This is a genomic window from Sulfitobacter sp. IGS-18, assembly GCF_059628195.1.
On record NZ_CM184556.1, the window covers coordinates 257,034 to 273,792 of the forward strand.

Consider the following 16,759-nt stretch of genomic DNA (forward strand, 5'->3'; position numbering starts at 1 on the left):
GGTCAGCTCAGCGCCGCCCCTCGCGCAGCCAAGCCCCGGTGATCAGCAGCACCGACAGCACCAGAACCAGCCAGCCCGGCAGCAGCGGCGTTTGCGTGACATCGCGGGTCTCGAAGGCATCGCGCGGGGTCAGGCCCAGCCAACCCCGTCCTGCGGCGGGCCGTCCGGGCCTTACGTCGCGCAGTTTGGGCAACCCGTCCTCCAGCCGTGCCACACCGCCACGCATGCTGTCCACCAGCGGGCGCATGACTTCATCGCTGGCAATGGTTTCGACAAATTCGCGAGGCGCGGCGGGGCCAAGGCCGATGACAGCGTTCTGATCGCCGTTCGCCAGCCGGTAGAGCCCGATCTCCGGCCCCTGAAAGACGGTTTCGAAAATGCCGGGGGAGACCTCCTCCAGGGTGAGCTCGACGGTGCTGCCGTCCGGTGCGGTGACCGTGACCGGGGGCACTGTTTCCTCCAGCGTGCGGCGGCGGATGCGCATGGTCTGGCCTTCGGCGGTGGCGGTCAGCGCCTCTTCCTCCAGTTCGGGTTCCTTCATCATCCAGTGCGCCAGCCGCCGCAGCAGCTCCAATTGCGGCCCACCGCCCTCGTAGCCCCGGCTCCACAGCCAGGCGTGATCCGAGGCCAGCAGGGCCACGCGGCCCTCCTCCACCCGGTTCAGCACCAGCAGCGGGCGGTCGTCGACGCCCTGCATCACCACATTGCCCTTTGGCTGGGTCAGGTCGATCTGGCGCAGCCAGCGTCCCCAGTCGCCGGAAGATGGCAGATCGGCCGTCACCGGATGCCGTTTGCCGATCTCGGTGACCTTGGGCAAATAGGGTTCCTCGATCACCCGCGCCGTGGTCGGCGTGGCTGGCAGCACCGTCCCGAGCGGCGAGCGGTACAGGCTGTCGGCGGTGGCAAAGTCCGGGCCGGCGGCGACCAGCACGGCACCGCCCTTGCGGATATAGTTCGCGACATTCTCCAGGTAGAGCGAAGGCAGGATGCCCCGGCGCTTGTAGCGGTCGAAGATGATCAGGTCGAAGTCCTCGATCTTTTCCATGAACAATTCGCGGGTCGGAAAGGCGATCAGCGACAGTTCGTTGACCGGCACGCCGTCCTGCTTTTCGGGGGGTCTGAGAATGGTGAAATGCACCAGGTCGACGGAACTGTCCGATTTCAGCAGGTTGCGCCAGGTGCGCCCGCCGGGATGGGGCTCGCCCGACACCAGCAGCACACGCAAACGGTCGCGGACACCGTTCATCTGGATCAGCGCGGTGTTGTTGCGGTCGGTCAGTTCGCCATCTGCTTCCGGCAGGGTGAACTGGATCACGTTGCGCCCGCCGTGGGGCAGGGTCACCGGCAGCTTCAGATCCTCGCCCACCGGGACGCGGAAGCTTTGCGGCGGGTCCCCGTCGATGGAGATGTCGAGTTGCACCAAAGGTTCATCTGCAGGGGCGGCGCCAAGGTCGTCGATGCGCAGCGTCAGGGTGACCGGTTCGCCGATGATGGCAAAGGCGGGGGCGTTGCGGACGGTCAGGCGGCGGTCCCAGTCGGCCTCTTCACCGCTCATCAGCAGGTGCAGGGGCGCGGGCAGGTCAACGGGCAGATCGGCATCATGGATGCGCCCATCGGATATCGCAAGAATGCCCGCGATGCGCGCGCGCGGTTCTTCCGCCATGGCGTTTGACAGGGTGGTCATCAGTTCGGTGCCTGCGTCACCCTCCCCATCGGGAATGGCAATGCGGCGCAGTTCCGTGTTCGGGCGGGCGGTGATCTGCGCCGCGAGGGCCTCTGCCGCCGCATCGGATTGCGCGGTGCGCGTGCCCAGCGTCTGGCTGGCGCTCTCATCCTCCACCAGAAAGACGATGTCGGTCAGCGGCGCGCGGTCTTCCTGCTGGTAGGACGGGTTTGCCAGCCCCCCGAGCACCACCAGCGCCGCGCCGGCCCGCAGGCCCCAGCCATTGAGCCCCCGCAGGATCGCAAGGATGATCGAAAGCGCGGCGATGATGGCCACCACCAGCAGCAGCGCCATGGGCACAAGGGGATCAAAGACGACAGTTGCGGTCATTGGCCAAGCCGATCCAGCAGGGCAGGCACATGGACCTGGTCCGACTTATAATTCCCGGTCAGTACATGCATGATCAGGTTCACGCCAAACCGGTTGGCAAGCTCCCTTTGCCGTTCACCGGCATATCCCCGCCCGATCGGCAGCAGCGGCGCACCGTCGCTGCGCACCGCCCAGGCCGCGGCCCAGTCGTTGCCGCCGATCACCACCGGCGTGACACCGTCGTTGAGATTGCGGAACGGCATCCCCTCGATCTGCTCTGCATCGGGCGGTGAAGCCTCTACCCAGACATCGCGGCTGTTGTAGCGGCCCGGAAAGTCCTGCAGCAGGTAGAATGTGCGTGTCAGCACGTGATCGGCGGGCAGCGGTTCCAGCGGCGGAATGTCCAGCAGCGCGGCAAGGTCCTGCAGCTTGCGGCCATTCTGGCTGGTGCCGCTCAGCCCCGCGATATCCGCGTCCCGCGTGTCGAACAGGATCATGCCGCCGGACCGCAGATAGGTGTTCAGCCTGGAATAGGCTTCGGCGGAGGGGCGCGGCTGATTGGGCGTGATCGGCCAGTACAGGATCGGAAAGAACGCCAGTTCGTCGGTTTCCAGGTTGACCGCCGTGGGCGGTGCCGGTTCGACCGACGTGCGAAAGAACAAGACGTCGGAAAGCCCCTGCAGACCGGCGGCAGCGATTTCATCCACCTCCGCGTCGCCGGTGATCACATGGGCCAGCGACACCTCGACCGTGGCGGCAAGGGCAAATGCATCCGCCTCGGCTGATTGCGCATCCGCCGGGCCGTGAGGCAGGCAGATCGCAAGCACCAATGCGCCGATCACCGTTGTGCCACGGCGGCCCAGCAGGCGCCCGGACAGCGCCAGGGATGCCACCACATCCGCCAGCAGCAACAGGATGGAGAGGCTCAGCAACCAGCCTGCCACCGGCTGTTCCGGCGGGACGGCAAGGCCGCGCAGGGGCACGTCGGCGGGCCAGCTGGCCGGGATCAGCCTGCTGTCGGCGGTGAACACGTTACGGGCCAGCCTGCGGTCTGCATTGGCGTAGATGCCCGGGCGCAGGGCCGGCCCGGCAGGGGCGCTGACCAGATCGGCCCCGTCCACACCCGGCAGCGTGCCCGCGTCGGACAGGGTGCCATAGCCGTCCATGATCCGCAGCGGCGTCCAGGTGGTCCCGCTGAGATCGCCCGCATCGGGCTGCGCCGCAGCAGAGGACACCGCGAGCCGTTCCATCATCTGGACGAAGAGACCCGACAGCGGCAGGGTGGACCATTCCGCCGTGGCAGTGACATGGAACAGCACGATCTGCCCCTGGCCCACGGTCTTGCGGGTGACCAGCGGCGTGCCGTCGCTGAGCGAGGCGATGACCCGGTCGGCGAGGGTCGGATCGGGTTGCGCGACGACCTGGGCGGTAACTGTCACGTCGTCCGGCACCGGCAGGCCAAAGAAGGGCGATGTATCGCGGAACGGGGCCAGCGATTTGGGCTCGCCCCAGCTCATCGCGCCACCCACGCTGCGCCCGCCTGCCCGCAGGCGCACCGGCATCAGCGGGTCTTCGTCGATGCGGCTGACGTCGCTTGCCGCGATGCGGGGGCCGGCAAAACGGACAAGCATGCCGCCGTTCTCGATCCATTCGGTCAGGGGCGCCGCCTCGGCCTCCGACAGGGTGGCGATATCGGCCAGCACGATCACATCGGGGTTGGCGGGCAGCACATCGGCGATCGACCCGTCGATCAGGTCGGCGGTGGGGGCAAGCGCCTGTTCGATGTAATGCAGGGGTGACAGAAGCTGCAGCGCCTCGCGGTCGCCACGCCCGCCGATCAGCGCCACCTCGCGCCGCCGCAGGGCATCGTCCACCAGCGTCACCGCACCGGCGGAGCGTTGTCCCGCGATCACAAACCCGGTGATACGTCCCCGCATCTCGGCTGGCAGGGAAAGCTCGGCCTCGCCCAGGGTCTCGCCCTCGGCAAATGACCCGTTTGCCGTTGCAAGGATGCGCGCGTTCCCGGCGGGGTCGCGCCCCTCTGCCTGGATGGTGACCTCGCGGGCGGGACCGGGCGCGGCACGGGCAACCTGAAGATTGATCACACTGTCGGCATAGGTGGCCGGGCTGATGGCAAGCACATTTGCCGCGGTCTGGTAGACCTCCACGTCGCCCTGCGCCTGAAGCGCCTCCAGCATCTCATCCCGGCCTTCATAATCCAGCGCGTCGCTGAACCAGAGCGTATCGAAACCCGCCATCTGATCGACGATTGCCGTGGCCCGCGCAACATCGGCGGGGGAGGGTTGCCATGGCGCGGGGGTGAACCCCGCCAGCCGGCTGCGCCATACATCGGCCGCCTGGAACAGCGGTTCCTCCGGGCGGGTCAGCGCCAGCACAGCCACCGTGCGATTGGCCCGCGCGGCACGGGCAAGCTGCGCTTCGACAGCCTGCATCTGTTCGGCCCAGCGGGTTGCCCCCGCCCATGTGCCATCCAGCACGATCAGCAGCGGACCGGTGCCCTGCGCCTGATCCTCCTGCGGGTTCAGCACCGGACCGGCAAGGCCCAGAATGATCGCCGCAACCGCCAGCATCCGCAGCAGCAGCAGCCACCAGGGTGTGCGGTCAGAGACGCTTTCGTCGTCCTTGAGACCCAGCAGCAGCGCCACACCCGGAAAGCGCCGCCGGATCGGCGCAGGCGGCACCGCGCGCAGGATCAGCCAGAGGATCGGCAGGGCCGCCAGAGCAATCAGCAACCAGGGTGCCGTGAAACCGATGCCACCCAATACCGTCATGCCGCCACCCCCGCACGCGCATCCAGCGCCGCATAAAGCCACAGCAGCGCCGCTTGCGCGGAGGCATCCGTGTGATGCAACCCATAGCGCCAGCCGGTCACCGCACAGAGCGATTGCAGCTCTGCCTTGCGGGTGGCGAGCCGCTCCAGATAGCGGTCGCGCAGGTCATTCGCCTTGAGCGTCTCATGCCTGAGGGTTCCGCCCACGCTTTCGAAAATCGTACGTCCCCGGAAGGGAAATGCCTCTTCGGAGGGATCAAGCACATGGTACAACACGCCGCGCACGCCCCGGTCCGCCGCCTTGGTCAGGGCCAGTTTCACGCCGCTCATGTCGCCCATGAAATCCGAGATAAAGACCGCCCGCGCATGAGGGATCATCGCCCGGTGCTCCGGCGGGCTGTAATCGGCATTGTCATCCTGGCAGAACACCTCGGCCAGCCGCAGCAACTGCGGGTTGCCACGACGCGGCGGCAGGCGGGTGCCGGTCAGGCCGACCCGTTCGCCGCCCCGCAGCAGCAGGATCGTCAGCGCCAGGCCCAGCAGGCGGACGCGGTCGGATTTCTGCGGCAACCTGGAATCGCTGGAAAACCGCATCGAGGCACCCTGGTCGAGCCAGAGCATCACCGACTGGGCAATTTGCCATTCCCGTTCGCGCACGAATTCATGATCGCCCATGGCGCTGCGGCGGTGGTCGATCATGCGGCGGCTGTCGCCAATCTGGGCCGGACGGTACTGCCAGAAATCATCGCCGACGCCCGCGCGCCTGCGGCCATGTGCACCCAGCAGAACGGCTCCCGCCAGATGTTCGGCACGCGCCAGCAGGGCGGGCAGGCGGGCTGACTCCTCCTCCCCCTCGGTGCGAAGGGTCGCGGGGGTGTAACCGCCAGGGGCAATGGGGTCGGTCACGCCGCCGCCTTGGTCCCGGAAAGGCTGGCGGCTGTTTCCTCGATCAGGCCCTGAAGGCTGTCCCCCCGCGCCCGCGCGGCAAAGTTCAACGCCATCCGGTGGCTCAGCACCGGGCGCGCCATGTCGATCACATCTTCGGCGGAGGGAGCCAGACGCCCTTGCAACAAGGCGCGCGCCCGCACCGCCAGCATCAGCGATTGCGCCGCGCGCGGGCCGGGGCCCCAGGCAACGGATTCGCGCACACGGGCGCTGGCACCTTCCTCTTCCGGGCGGAAGGCGCGGACCAGATCGAGGATCATCTCGACCACCGATTCCCCGACAGGCATGCGCCGCAGCAGACGTTGCGCCGCCAGAAGCTCGCCCGTGGTAAAGACCTGGTTGGACTGCTCTTCCGTCTCGCCGGTGGTAGCCAGCAGGATATCGCGTTCCGTATCGCGGTCCGGATAGGCCACGTCGATCTGGACAAGAAAACGGTCCAGCTGCGCCTCTGGCAGGGGATAGGTGCCTTCCTGCTCGATCGGGTTCTGGGTGGCCAGAACGTGGAACGGCACACCCAGCGCACGGCTTTGCCCCGCGACTGTCACGGTCTTTTCCTGCATCGCCTGCAGCAGGGCAGACTGGGTACGCGGGCTGGCGCGGTTGATCTCGTCCGCCATCAGCAACTGGCAGAACACCGGCCCCTCGATGAAGCGGAACCGGCGCGAGCCGTCCTCGGCGGTGTCCAGCACCTCGGAACCAAGGATGTCGGCGGGCATCAGGTCGGGGGTGAACTGAACCCGGTTGCCATCAAGGCCCATCACCGTGCTGAGGGTTTCCACCAGACGTGTCTTGCCCAGACCCGGCAGGCCGATCAACAGCCCGTGGCCGCCGCACAAAAGCGCGGTGAGCGTCAGTTCGACAACCCGCTCCTGCCCGATGAAACGACGGGTGATCGACTGCTTCGCTTCGGCCAGCTTGACGCCCAGCGTCTCGATCTCGGCGACCATGTCTTCTGCATCACTCATGACAAACGCGTCCCTTGGGTTATATCCGTTGGTTGTACTGTATCTCTCAAACCGGGAATGGCAAAAGCAATGAGTGGACAAAAAAGCGTTACCCCCTCGGCGGAAAGCCTCGCAGCCTCTGTAAACGCCGCAAAATCACGCGGATTGCCGCCGCTGGAAAAATGGAACCCGCCGTTCAGCGGGGACATCGACATGCAGATCCGGCGGGACGGGACCTGGTTTTACGAAGGAACGCCGATTGCGCGGCCCGGACTGGTCAAACTTTTTGCATCGATTCTGTGGCGGGAGGGGGAGGATTACTTCCTGGTCACGCCGGTGGAGAAAGTGGGCATCACGGTCGAGGATGCGCCCTTCATCGCGGTGGATTTCGAGGTGGAGGGGCAGGGGCGCGACCAGAGCCTGCGCTTTGTCACCAATGTGGAGGACAGCGCCGTCGCGGGCGCGGATCACCCGATCCGGGTGGCGCGGGATGATGACACAGGGGAGCCCGCCCCCTATATCCTGATCCGCCGCAACCTGGAGGCGCTGATCGACCGCAAGAGCTTTTACCGCATGGTCGAGATCGGGGAGCATCACGAGGGCTGGTTCGGCCTGTGGTCGGGCGGCAGCTTCTTCGGCATGATCCCCTCGGACGCGTTGCCGCAGGGCGCGTGACCCCGCCGGAACAGCGGCGGTATCGCCACCCTGCGCGTGATGGGGCTGGGCAAGGTTAACAGCTTTGTTTTGAAGGAGGAAACGGCGCACAACCTGTGTGCTGGCAGTAGACATGCTGTGTACCAGAGGATGCACGGACGGGTGTTGCGGAGACCTGTAAACGCAGCGGACGGGGGTGTTGCGTTAAGCGGCGGTTAATGGGGGGAGTGAAAAGGGTGGGGAAGGGGTGTTTTTTTGGGTTTGCACGGATGACCGTTATCCGCAAGAAGCGGGACGTGGCGGTGTCTGATCATGCGTGGCCCGATGTTTTCGGCCCGGAGCGGGCATATGTCCCTTGCGTAGCAAATGGCCGGAACACGGCCAACGTGTCGTGAGGCGCAAGCCGGGTATCGCCCGACCTGGAGGGCGTTCCAAACAAATGTGAGGTGTGTAGCGTCGCAACCCGCAGACAGGGTTATGGCTTGGCAGAGCGTGCAAAATCGCCCTCCTGGGGGAGGTCGGGCGATGCCCGGCTCGCGCCGGGCGAGGCATTTGCGGGTAGGCACCGCGCCGACGGCAACAAAGTCCCCATATCAGACTTCAATGCAAATCACAGCAAACTTCCGCATCCCGCCCTTCGTGTCAGCGCGCTGTCAGATGCTCCGGTAAGTACAAACATCTGACAAGCCCTGCGACCTGTCATGCGTTGCGCCAAGCAGGGACGCCTGCTCAAATGCCTAACTCACCATCCTCACGAGGCCGACACCCCCTAATGCGCCTCCGCCCAGTTGCTGCCCTGCCCGGCGTCCACTGTCAGTTTCACGTCCAGTTTCACCACCGGGTCGTTGGCGTTTTCCATGACCTCCCGGGCGGTGGTGATCAGGGTGTCTTCGGCCCCCTTGTCCACCTCGAACAGCAATTCGTCATGGACCTGCAGCAGCATCGTTGCGGGCAGATCGGCGATGGCCCCGGGCATGCGGATCATGGCGCGGCGGATGACGTCGGCGGCGGTGCCCTGGATCGGCGCGTTGATCGCGGCGCGGGCGGCAAAGCCCGCGCGGGGGCCTTTGCTGGCGATCTCCGGCGTGTGGATCTTGCGGCCGAACAGGGTCTGGACATAGCCGTGCTCTTTGGCAAAGGCCTTGGTGTCGTCCATATAGGTGCGGATGCCGGGGAAGCGCTCGAAATAGCGGTCGATGAAGCCCTGCGCCTCGGCCCGCGGGATGCGCAGGTTGCGGGCGAGGCCGAAGCCGGAGATGCCGTAGATCACCCCGAAGTTGATCGCCTTGGCCTGGCGGCGGATGTCGGGGGTCATCTCCTCCAGCGGCACGTTGAACATTTCCGACGCGGTGAGCGCGTGGATGTCGATGCCCTCGGCAAAGGCCTGTTTGAGTTCGGGAATATCGGCGAAATGGGCCAGGATGCGCAGTTCGATCTGTGAATAGTCGAGGGCGACCAGCGTCTTGCCCTCTTCGGCGACAAAGGCCTCGCGGATGCGGCGGCCCTCTTCGGAGCGGATCGGGATGTTCTGCAGGTTCGGATCGGTGGAGGCCAGCCGCCCGGTGGAGGCCCCGGCAATGGAATAGGAGGTATGGACGCGGCCGGTGTCGGGATTGATGTGGTCCTGCAGGGCGTCGGTATAGGTGGATTTCAGTTTCGACAATTGCCGCCAGTCGAGGATGCGGCGGGGGAAGTCGTGTTCGGTGGCCAGGTCTTCGAGGATGTCGGCGCCGGTGGAATATTTGCCGTTAGCGCCTTTCTTGCCGCCCTCCAGGCCCATGTCCTCGAACAGCACTTCGCCCACCTGCGCGGGGGAGCCGACGTTGAACTTGCGGCCGGCGAGTTCGTAGATTTCATCCTCCAGCCCGGCCATTTTCTGGGCAAAGGCGTTGGACATGCGCGAGAGCGTGTCGCGGTCGACCTTGATGCCGGAGCGTTCCATGGAAGCAAGGACCGGGACCAGGGGGCGTTCGAGGGTTTCATAGACCTTAGTCACCTGCGCGGCGTGCAGTTGTGGTTTCAACAGTTGCCACAGGCGCAGGGTGATGTCGGCGTCTTCGGCGGCGTATTTTACCGCGTCCTCCAGCGGAACCTTGTCGAAGGTCACGGCGGATTTGCCGGAGCCGAGCAGCGGTTTGATCGGGATCGGCGTGTGGTTCAGGTAGCGTTCCGACAGGGTGTCCATGCCATGTCCGTGCAGGCCCGCGTGCTGGGCGTAGGACATCAGCATGGTGTCGTCTATCGGGGCCACGGTGATGCCGATCTGGGCAAAGATCTTGGTGTCGTATTTCATGTTCTGCCCGATCTTGAGGATGCTCGGGTCCTCCAGCACGGGTTTGAGCATGTCGAGGCAAGTGTCCAGGGCCATCTGCCCCTCTGCCAGGTCGTCGGAGCCGAAGAGGTCATTGCCCCGGTTCGCCTTGTGGATCAGCGGGATGTAGCAGGCCTTGCCGGGCTCGACCGCCAGAGAGATGCCGACAAGCTCGGCGGTCATTTCGTTCAGCCCGGTGGTTTCGGTGTCGATGGCCACATGGCCGGCCTCGTAGATCGCGTCGATCCACCTTTGCAGCGCTTCCGCATCGCCGACCTGTTCGTATTTGTCGGCGTCAAAGGGGATGTCATCCATCTGCGGTGTGTCGGGCAGGGTGGGGGTGTCTTCGATGGCGGGCATTTCCGCGCCCATTTTCTCGGCCACGCGTTTGGTCAGGGTGCGGAATTCCATTTCGGCCAGAAAGCCGATCAGGGTTTCCGCGTCCGGTTCGCGGACTTCGAGGTCGTCGAGGGTGAAATCCAGCGGTGTGTTCTCGTCCAGCTGGACCAGCTTGCGGCTGAGCCGGATCTGGTCGGCGTGGTCGATCAGGGTCTGGCGGCGCTTGGGTTGCTTGATCTCTTCCGCGCGTTCCAGCAGGGCATCCAGATCGCCGTATTCATTGATCAGCAGGGCTGCCGTCTTGATCCCGATGCCGGGGGCGCCGGGCACGTTGTCGACGCTGTCACCTGCCAGCGCCTGCACATCCACCACGCGGTCGGGGTAGACGCCGAATTTCTCGAACACGCCCTCACGGTCGATGCGGTTGTTCTTCATCGCGTCCAGCATTTCGACGCCTTCCCCGACAAGCTGCATCAGATCCTTGTCGGAACTGATGATGGTGCAACGCCCGCCGGCCTTGCGGGCCTGCACGGCAAGGGTCGCGATGATGTCGTCGGCCTCGTATCCTTCCAGCTCCTTGCAGGCGATGTTGAAGGCCTCTGTCGCCCTGCGGGTCAGGGGGATCTGGGGGCGCAGGTCTTCGGGCATCGCCTCGCGGTTCGCCTTGTAGAGGTCATACATGTCGTTGCGGAAGGTGTGGCTGCCCTTGTCAAAGATGACGGCGACATGGGTCGGTGCGTCGGGGCCCGTGTTGTCCTCGACCATCTTGAAGATCATGTTGCAAAAACCCGAGACCGCGCCGATGGGCAGCCCGTCGGATTTGCGCGTCAGCGGTGGCAGCGCGTGATAGGCGCGAAAGATGAAGGCCGAGCCGTCGATCAGATGGAGGTGGTGGCCTTTGCCAAATGTGCCGGACATGGATGTGCTCCCCTTCTTGCGCATGGCGTTACTACCGCGCGCGGCGGGCTGCGGCCAGTGGGTATCTGACGCAGGGGTGGAGAGAGCAAGTGCGGCGGCATGTCCCTTGCCGGGTCACGGCGGAAAAATGTGGAGGGCGCTGAAAGGGGCGCAGCAGTGCCAAAGCTGTTCGGGGCTACGGATTTTCTGAATTCAGTCAGCGATCCGTGGCAAGCAAAACTGACCCGGATGCCAGGCAATTCTGGCCCAAACCGGCCCTTCGACGCGGGCTGCGCGAGGGGCTGCTTTTGCGGGACTTTGCTGCCGTGCCATTGGCGCGGTGCATACCCCCCAAGCGCCTCCGCCCGGCGTCAGCCGGGCATCGCCCGACCTCCCCCCGGAGGGCGATTTTGCCCCGTCAGCCAAGCCATGATCTGGTCTGCGGGCTGAAACGTTTCCCATCGCATATAGGTCTGGAACGCCCTCCAGGTCGGGCGATACCCGACTGACGCCTCATGTTACTTTGGTCTCTTCCCGTCCTTCACTGCATTTTTCACGAACGCCCGCTTCGCCCCTGCCCATCCTTCGGACGTAGCGCCGCGCGCCGGGTCAGGGATGTGACGCAAAAGCCGGTTTTTCCTGGCCGCTGACATGAACGGGCCGAAGCGGTGCTTCCCGGCGGCCTGCTGCGCCCTGTGCGCAAGGGGGCTGGCCGTTGATTTCGGGGCAGGTGCCGGGCATCTGCGTGCAATCTGCCTGACGTTCGATACTTGCAGCGCTGTCCTTGCCCGACTATTCCGGTTCACAATGTCTTTGAGGGAGCCATCAGATGTCCAGCAACCAGCGCTTTGACAAATCCAAACTGCCCAGCCGCCATGTGACCGAAGGGCCCGCGCGCGCGCCGCACCGGTCCTACTACTATGCGATGGGCATGACAGACGAAGAGATTCACCAGCCGCTGGTCGGCGTTGCCACCTGCTGGAACGAAGCCGCACCCTGCAACATCGCGCTGAACCGGCAGGCGCAGGCGGTCAAGCTGGGCGTCAAGGCCGAGCAGGGCACGCCACGCGAATTCACCACCATCACCGTGACCGACGGTATCGCGATGGGGCACGAGGGGATGCGGTCCTCTCTGGCCAGCCGCGAGGCCATTGCCGACACCGTGGAACTGACCATGCGCGGCCATTGCTATGACGCCATCGTGGGTCTGGCGGGCTGCGACAAATCCCTGCCCGGGATGATGATGGCGATGATCCGGCTGAACGTGCCTTCGGTGTTCCTTTATGGCGGGTCGATCCTGCCGGGCAAGGCCCCGCGCGGCGCTGATGTCCCGCAGAGCTTTGCGGACCGGGACCTGACCGTGCAGGACATGTTCGAGGCGGTTGGCAATTTCCAGAACGGCACCATGACCGAGGCCGAGCTTGAGATCCTTGAACGGGTTGCCTGCCCCTCTGCCGGGGCCTGCGGCGGGCAGTTCACCGCCAACACCATGGCCTGCGTGTCGGAGGCGATCGGCCTTGCGCTGCCCAATTCTTCCGGCATGCCCGCGCCTTACGAATCCCGCGATGAATATGGCAAGGCATCGGGCGCTGCGGTGATGCACCTGATCGAAAAGAACATCCGCGCCCGTGACATCTGTACCCGTGAGGCGTTCGAGAACGCGGCGCGGATCGTCGCCTGCACCGGCGGGTCCACCAACGCGGGTCTGCACCTGCCGGCGATGGCCCATGAGGCGGGCATCGACTTTTTCCTTGAAGATGTCTGCGATATTTTCCGCGACACCCCCTATTTCGTCGACATGAAGCCGGGCGGGGCATATGTCGCCAAGGATCTTTACGAGGCGGGCGGCGTGCCGGTCGTGATGAACGAGCTGCGCAAGGCCGGGTTGATCCACCTCGATTGCATGACCGCCACCGGCTATTCCATGGGCGAAGTGCTGGACCAGGTCACGCGTGAGGCGGACGGCAAGGTGATCCATTCCGTTGCCAACCCGATCAGCAAGACCGGCGGCGTCGTGGGCCTGAAGGGCAACCTCGCGCCCGAGGGTGCCATCGTGAAGATCGCCGGGATGAGCGAAGACGATATCGTCTTTACCGGCCCCGCACTGGTGTTCGAATGCGAACAGGATGCATTCGAGGCGGTGCAGAACCGTTCCTATTCCGAAGGCGACGTCTTTGTGATCCGCAACGAGGGCCCTGCGGGCGGTCCGGGCATGCGTGAAATGCTGGCGACCACGGCGGCGCTTTCCGGTCAGGGCATGGGCAAGAAGGTTGCCTTGATCACCGATGGCCGTTTTTCCGGCGCGACACGCGGGTTCTGCGTGGGCCACGTCGGACCGGAGGCGGCGCACGGCGGGCCGATCGCATTGCTGAAGAACGGCGATATGATCACGCTCAATGCCATCGAGGGGTCGATCACCGTCGATCTGACCGACGAGGAGCTGGCCAAGCGCAAATCCGAATGGAAAGGCGCGCGGCCCACGAACTATGCCTCTGGCGCGCTGTGGAAATATGCGCAACTGGTCGGGCCGACCTATCTGGGCGCCGTCACCCATCCGGGTGCCAAGGCGGAAACCCATGATTACATGGATCTTTAAGGCACCACTGGCCGCGATTTCACTGATTGCCCTGACTGCCTGCGAAGGCGGACAGGGGGTCAGTTTTTTCGCAGGTGCCCTGGGATCGGAACCCAAACCCCTGTCGCGGGCGGATATGGCCGGCGGGGCTGTCACGCTTGTGGCGCCTTCCGGGTTCTGCATCGACAGCGCGAGCCTGAAGCAGCGTTTTGCCCTGATGGCGCGGTGCGACCGGCTGGGCGCACCTGCCGCCGCTGCGGCGGCTCCGCTGGGCGTGATGACGGTCAGCCTGTCCAAGGTGGCCCCCGGCACGACCCTGCCCGATCCGAATGTCACCGGTGCGGCATTGGGCCTGACCGAGGTTTCCGCCCCCACGGGTGACGAAAATACCCAGATCTTTCGGGCCAACGGGCCGGCCCCCACCGACGAGCTGGACGGCAGGCACTGGCGCGCGACCGCCCTGGTGAACGGACAGTTCATGGGCGTGGCGCTTTACGGGCCCAGGGGCGATGCGGAAGTGCAAGAAGAGGGCCGCAGCATCATCGAAGCGATGCTCAACCGGACACGCAGCGTGAACTGAGCGGGATTGTTTCCCAATCGGCAACAGTCGACTTTATCCATCCCCGACCCTGGCCTATTCATTTGAATGAAACCTCCGGTCTGGATAGGATACGGAAAACAAAAGGCTTCTTGCAGATGTCCAAACTCGGCTTCAGTTTTCTGGATGGGAAAGTGTTCTCGCGCAATATCCGGCGCTGGGCGCGCGCTGCGCGCCTGGCCGATACGGCCGAACTGCCACTGCTGCGCCGTCAGCGGAACCGGGCAAGGATGCTCAAATCCCACCTCGACAAGCTGATCCACACCGCTGATGAGCGGCTGGCCCTGCCCATGATCGGTTCTACCAGCTTTCCCAAACCGCATAACGCGGACTGGGCGTGGCGGCCCGAACTCTGGCGCGGGCCGTTGCCCACCCCCGGGATCAGTTCCGTACAGACCAAGAGCCTGCTGGGCAACGAGGTGACGCTGTTTCACGATTGCGAATATTCCGAACTGACCCTGCGCCAGCTGCGCAACCTGCGCGAAGAGGACCTGGCTCCCTATGGGTTGCGGCTGGATGTTTTCAAATTCGATGGTTCCTTCCTGTCGCTGGTCATCGACCTGCCGGAGGCGGGGGTGACTGGCCTGAAGCGAACCCACCTGCTGCGCATGGATGCCATCGTGGAGCTTGAGAAACCGCTGGAGATCTTTGCGCGGCTCAACATCCGCCACGGGCCGAACACGGAACAGATCGTCCGCGAATTGCCGCTGGACGAGGAAAACCACCGCGTCGAATTCGACCTGGCCTATTCCAACCTGAATGAAAAGCGGGTGGACCGGGCCTGGATCGACGTCATCTTTGAAGGGCCGCAGATGAACCAGGTGATCCTGCGTGACCTCACCTTCTCGCGCCGCCCCCGCGCCCATTTGTAAGGAGGATAGCGATGTCCACGTTGGAACTGACCAAGACGAAGATGAAGCAAGGGGTCTGGCAGGGGGTGATCACCGGTGCGGGCGATGACATGCCGAAGATCAAGGTCACCCATCAGAATCAACCTGTCGAAGGGGTGGAACTGGTGCACAACGAGAAGGCGGACCATTGGCTGCTGTCCGTCACCATCCCGCCAGAGGCGATAGCGGACGGGGTGCAGACCCTGTTGATCCAGGACGCCGCAACCCAAACGGAGCTGGGTCATATCACGGTGATGGCCGGTGAAATCCTGGGCGACGACATTCGGGCTGAAATGGATCTGCTGCGGGCAGAGCTGGACATGCTGAAACGGGCGTTCCGGCGTCACTGCGTTGAAACCGCCTGACTCCGGGCGAGACCCGGCACCGGACATGAAAAGGCCCGCCATCTCTGGCGGGCCTTTCGCATTTTCGGGATCAGAAGGGGCTCAGTCGTTGGGACCCAGCGCCGAGAGGCCCTTGAGGATGTCGATGGCATAGGCGAGCTGGTAATCTTCCTCGCGCAGTTCGGCGGCCTTTTCGGCCTTGGCCCGGTCTTCCTCGATCTGTTTGATCTGGTCCTCGGTCAGGCTGTCGTTGTTCAGGCTGCCGCGCAGGTCCGCTTCGGACCGCAACAGGCGGCGCGGTGTTTCCTCTTCCTCGGTTTCGGGGCGCGCCGGGGGCTGGGCGACGATGATGTCGGGCGATACGCCCAGCGCCTGGATGGACCGGCCCGACGGTGTGTAATACCGCGCTGTCGTCAGGCGCATCGCGCCGTCCCCGCGCAGCGGCATGACCGTCTGCACGGACCCTTTGCCAAAGCTCTTGGTGCCGATGACAACCGCCCGGCGGTGATCCTGCAAGGCGCCCGCAACGATTTCCGAGGCCGAGGCAGAGCCGCCGTTGATCAGCACAACCAGCGGCTTGCCCATGCTCAGGTCGCCTGGTGTCGCGTTGACACGGTCACCATCTGCCGGATCGCGGCCCCTTGTGCTGACAATCTCGCCTTCCTCAAGGAAAGCATCCGACACGGCAATCGCCTGGTTCAGCAGCCCGCCCGGATTGTTCCGCAGGTCGATGACAAAGCCGTTTACCTTTTCGATGCCGCCGGCCTTTTCAACCTGCTCGTCGATGGCTTCCTTCATCTTGGGGTAGGTCTGTTCGTTGAAGGTGGACAGGCGCAGGACAACGGTATCCCCCTCGATCCGCGAGCGGACAACGGTCAGCTCGATGGTGTCGCGGATGATCGACACGTCGAAGGGCTCCTGTTCGCCTTCGCGTACCACGGTGATCACGATTTCGGATCCGACCGGCCCGCGCATCAGTTCGACCGCATCGTCCAGCGCAAGGCCCAGCAGGCTTTCGCCGTTCACATGGGTGATGAAATCACCGGCCTCCACGCCCGCCTCGTCCGCCGGTGTCCCGTCGATGGGAGAGACCACTTTGACAAAACCGTCTTCCTGGGTGACTTCGATGCCCAGACCGCCGAATTCGCCGCGTGTCTGTTCGCGCATCTTCAGCGCGTCCTTGGGGGACAGATAGCTGGAATGCGGGTCAAGCGAGGTCAGCATCCCGTTGATCGCGGCTTCGATCAGGTCGCTGCTGTCCACTTCCTCGACATATTGGGCGCGGATACGTTCGAAGATATCGCCGAACAGATCCAGTTGCTCATAGACATTTTCGGTCTTGGCGGCCTCTTGCGCGAGAAGCGGGGCCGCGATCTGGGTGGTGGCGATCACGCCTGCGGCCGTACCGCCCAAAGCGGCCATCAAAAATCTCTTCATTG

At 64.6% G+C, this 16,759-nt stretch carries 11 protein-coding genes; 5 read left to right on the forward strand and 6 right to left on the reverse strand.

Annotated elements, in window-relative coordinates; all coding sequences use genetic code 11:
- Positions 1–7 precede the first annotated feature (7 nt).
- From ACWNZ3_RS01190 to ACWNZ3_RS01205, 4 genes are read right to left on the reverse strand one after another with little or no spacing between them, the layout of a single operon-like run.
- Positions 8–2,053 (reverse strand): hypothetical protein, encoded by a 2,046-nt coding sequence (locus tag ACWNZ3_RS01190; RefSeq protein ID WP_496900916.1) that lies wholly within the window; start codon positions 2,051–2,053, stop codon positions 8–10.
- The gene (locus tag ACWNZ3_RS01195; protein WP_496900917.1) at positions 2,050–4,824 is read right to left on the reverse strand and encodes a DUF4159 domain-containing protein; all 2,775 of its coding nucleotides are present in this window, start codon (positions 4,822–4,824) and stop codon (positions 2,050–2,052) included. The genes ACWNZ3_RS01190 and ACWNZ3_RS01195 overlap by 4 nt, the downstream gene beginning before the upstream one ends.
- Positions 4,821–5,717: a DUF58 domain-containing protein gene (locus ACWNZ3_RS01200; RefSeq protein WP_496901874.1), complete on the reverse strand. Its 897-nt coding sequence runs from the start codon at positions 5,715–5,717 to the stop codon at positions 4,821–4,823. The genes ACWNZ3_RS01195 and ACWNZ3_RS01200 overlap by 4 nt, the downstream gene beginning before the upstream one ends.
- Positions 5,718–5,725: 8 nt before the next feature.
- Positions 5,726–6,733 carry an AAA family ATPase gene (locus ACWNZ3_RS01205; protein WP_496900918.1) on the reverse strand — a complete coding sequence of 336 codons (1,008 nt, stop codon included), beginning with the start codon at positions 6,731–6,733 and terminating at the stop codon, positions 5,726–5,728.
- A gap of 69 nt (positions 6,734–6,802) precedes the next feature.
- Between ACWNZ3_RS01205 and ACWNZ3_RS01210 the strand changes: the two genes are divergently transcribed.
- A complete protein-coding gene (locus ACWNZ3_RS01210) occupies positions 6,803–7,387 on the forward strand; it encodes a DUF1285 domain-containing protein (RefSeq protein WP_496900919.1) in 585 nt (194 codons plus the stop codon).
- A gap of 748 nt (positions 7,388–8,135) precedes the next feature.
- On the opposite strand, the gene polA is transcribed toward ACWNZ3_RS01210, so the two are convergent.
- The gene (gene polA / locus ACWNZ3_RS01215; RefSeq protein ID WP_496900920.1) at positions 8,136–10,934 is read right to left on the reverse strand and encodes a DNA polymerase I; all 2,799 of its coding nucleotides are present in this window, start codon (positions 10,932–10,934) and stop codon (positions 8,136–8,138) included.
- A gap of 808 nt (positions 10,935–11,742) precedes the next feature.
- Between polA and ilvD the strand changes: the two genes are divergently transcribed.
- The 4 genes from ilvD to ACWNZ3_RS01235 all read left to right on the forward strand — a co-directional run bounded on the left by ilvD (position 11,743) and on the right by ACWNZ3_RS01235 (position 15,341).
- Positions 11,743–13,509, forward strand: a complete 1,767-nt coding sequence (ilvD, locus tag ACWNZ3_RS01220) for a dihydroxy-acid dehydratase (RefSeq protein ID WP_114274274.1) — start codon at positions 11,743–11,745, stop codon at positions 13,507–13,509.
- Entirely contained in the window at positions 13,490–14,068 is a 579-nt protein-coding gene (locus ACWNZ3_RS01225; protein ID WP_496900921.1) for a hypothetical protein, read from the forward strand. Before ilvD ends, ACWNZ3_RS01225 begins: the two co-directional genes overlap by 20 nt.
- A gap of 116 nt (positions 14,069–14,184) precedes the next feature.
- The gene (locus ACWNZ3_RS01230) at positions 14,185–14,958 is read left to right on the forward strand and encodes a DUF6478 family protein (protein ID WP_269366925.1); all 774 of its coding nucleotides are present in this window, start codon (positions 14,185–14,187) and stop codon (positions 14,956–14,958) included.
- An 11-nt stretch (positions 14,959–14,969) separates the two neighbouring features.
- Positions 14,970–15,341, forward strand: a complete 372-nt coding sequence (locus tag ACWNZ3_RS01235) for a hypothetical protein (RefSeq protein WP_496900922.1) — start codon at positions 14,970–14,972, stop codon at positions 15,339–15,341.
- Between the two features lie 81 nt (positions 15,342–15,422).
- Here the strand turns inward: ACWNZ3_RS01235 and ACWNZ3_RS01240 are convergent, their stop codons facing one another.
- Complete coding sequence (locus tag ACWNZ3_RS01240) at positions 15,423–16,757, reverse strand: S41 family peptidase (RefSeq protein WP_274573332.1); 1,335 nt, start codon at positions 16,755–16,757, stop codon at positions 15,423–15,425.
- Positions 16,758–16,759 lie beyond the last annotated feature (2 nt).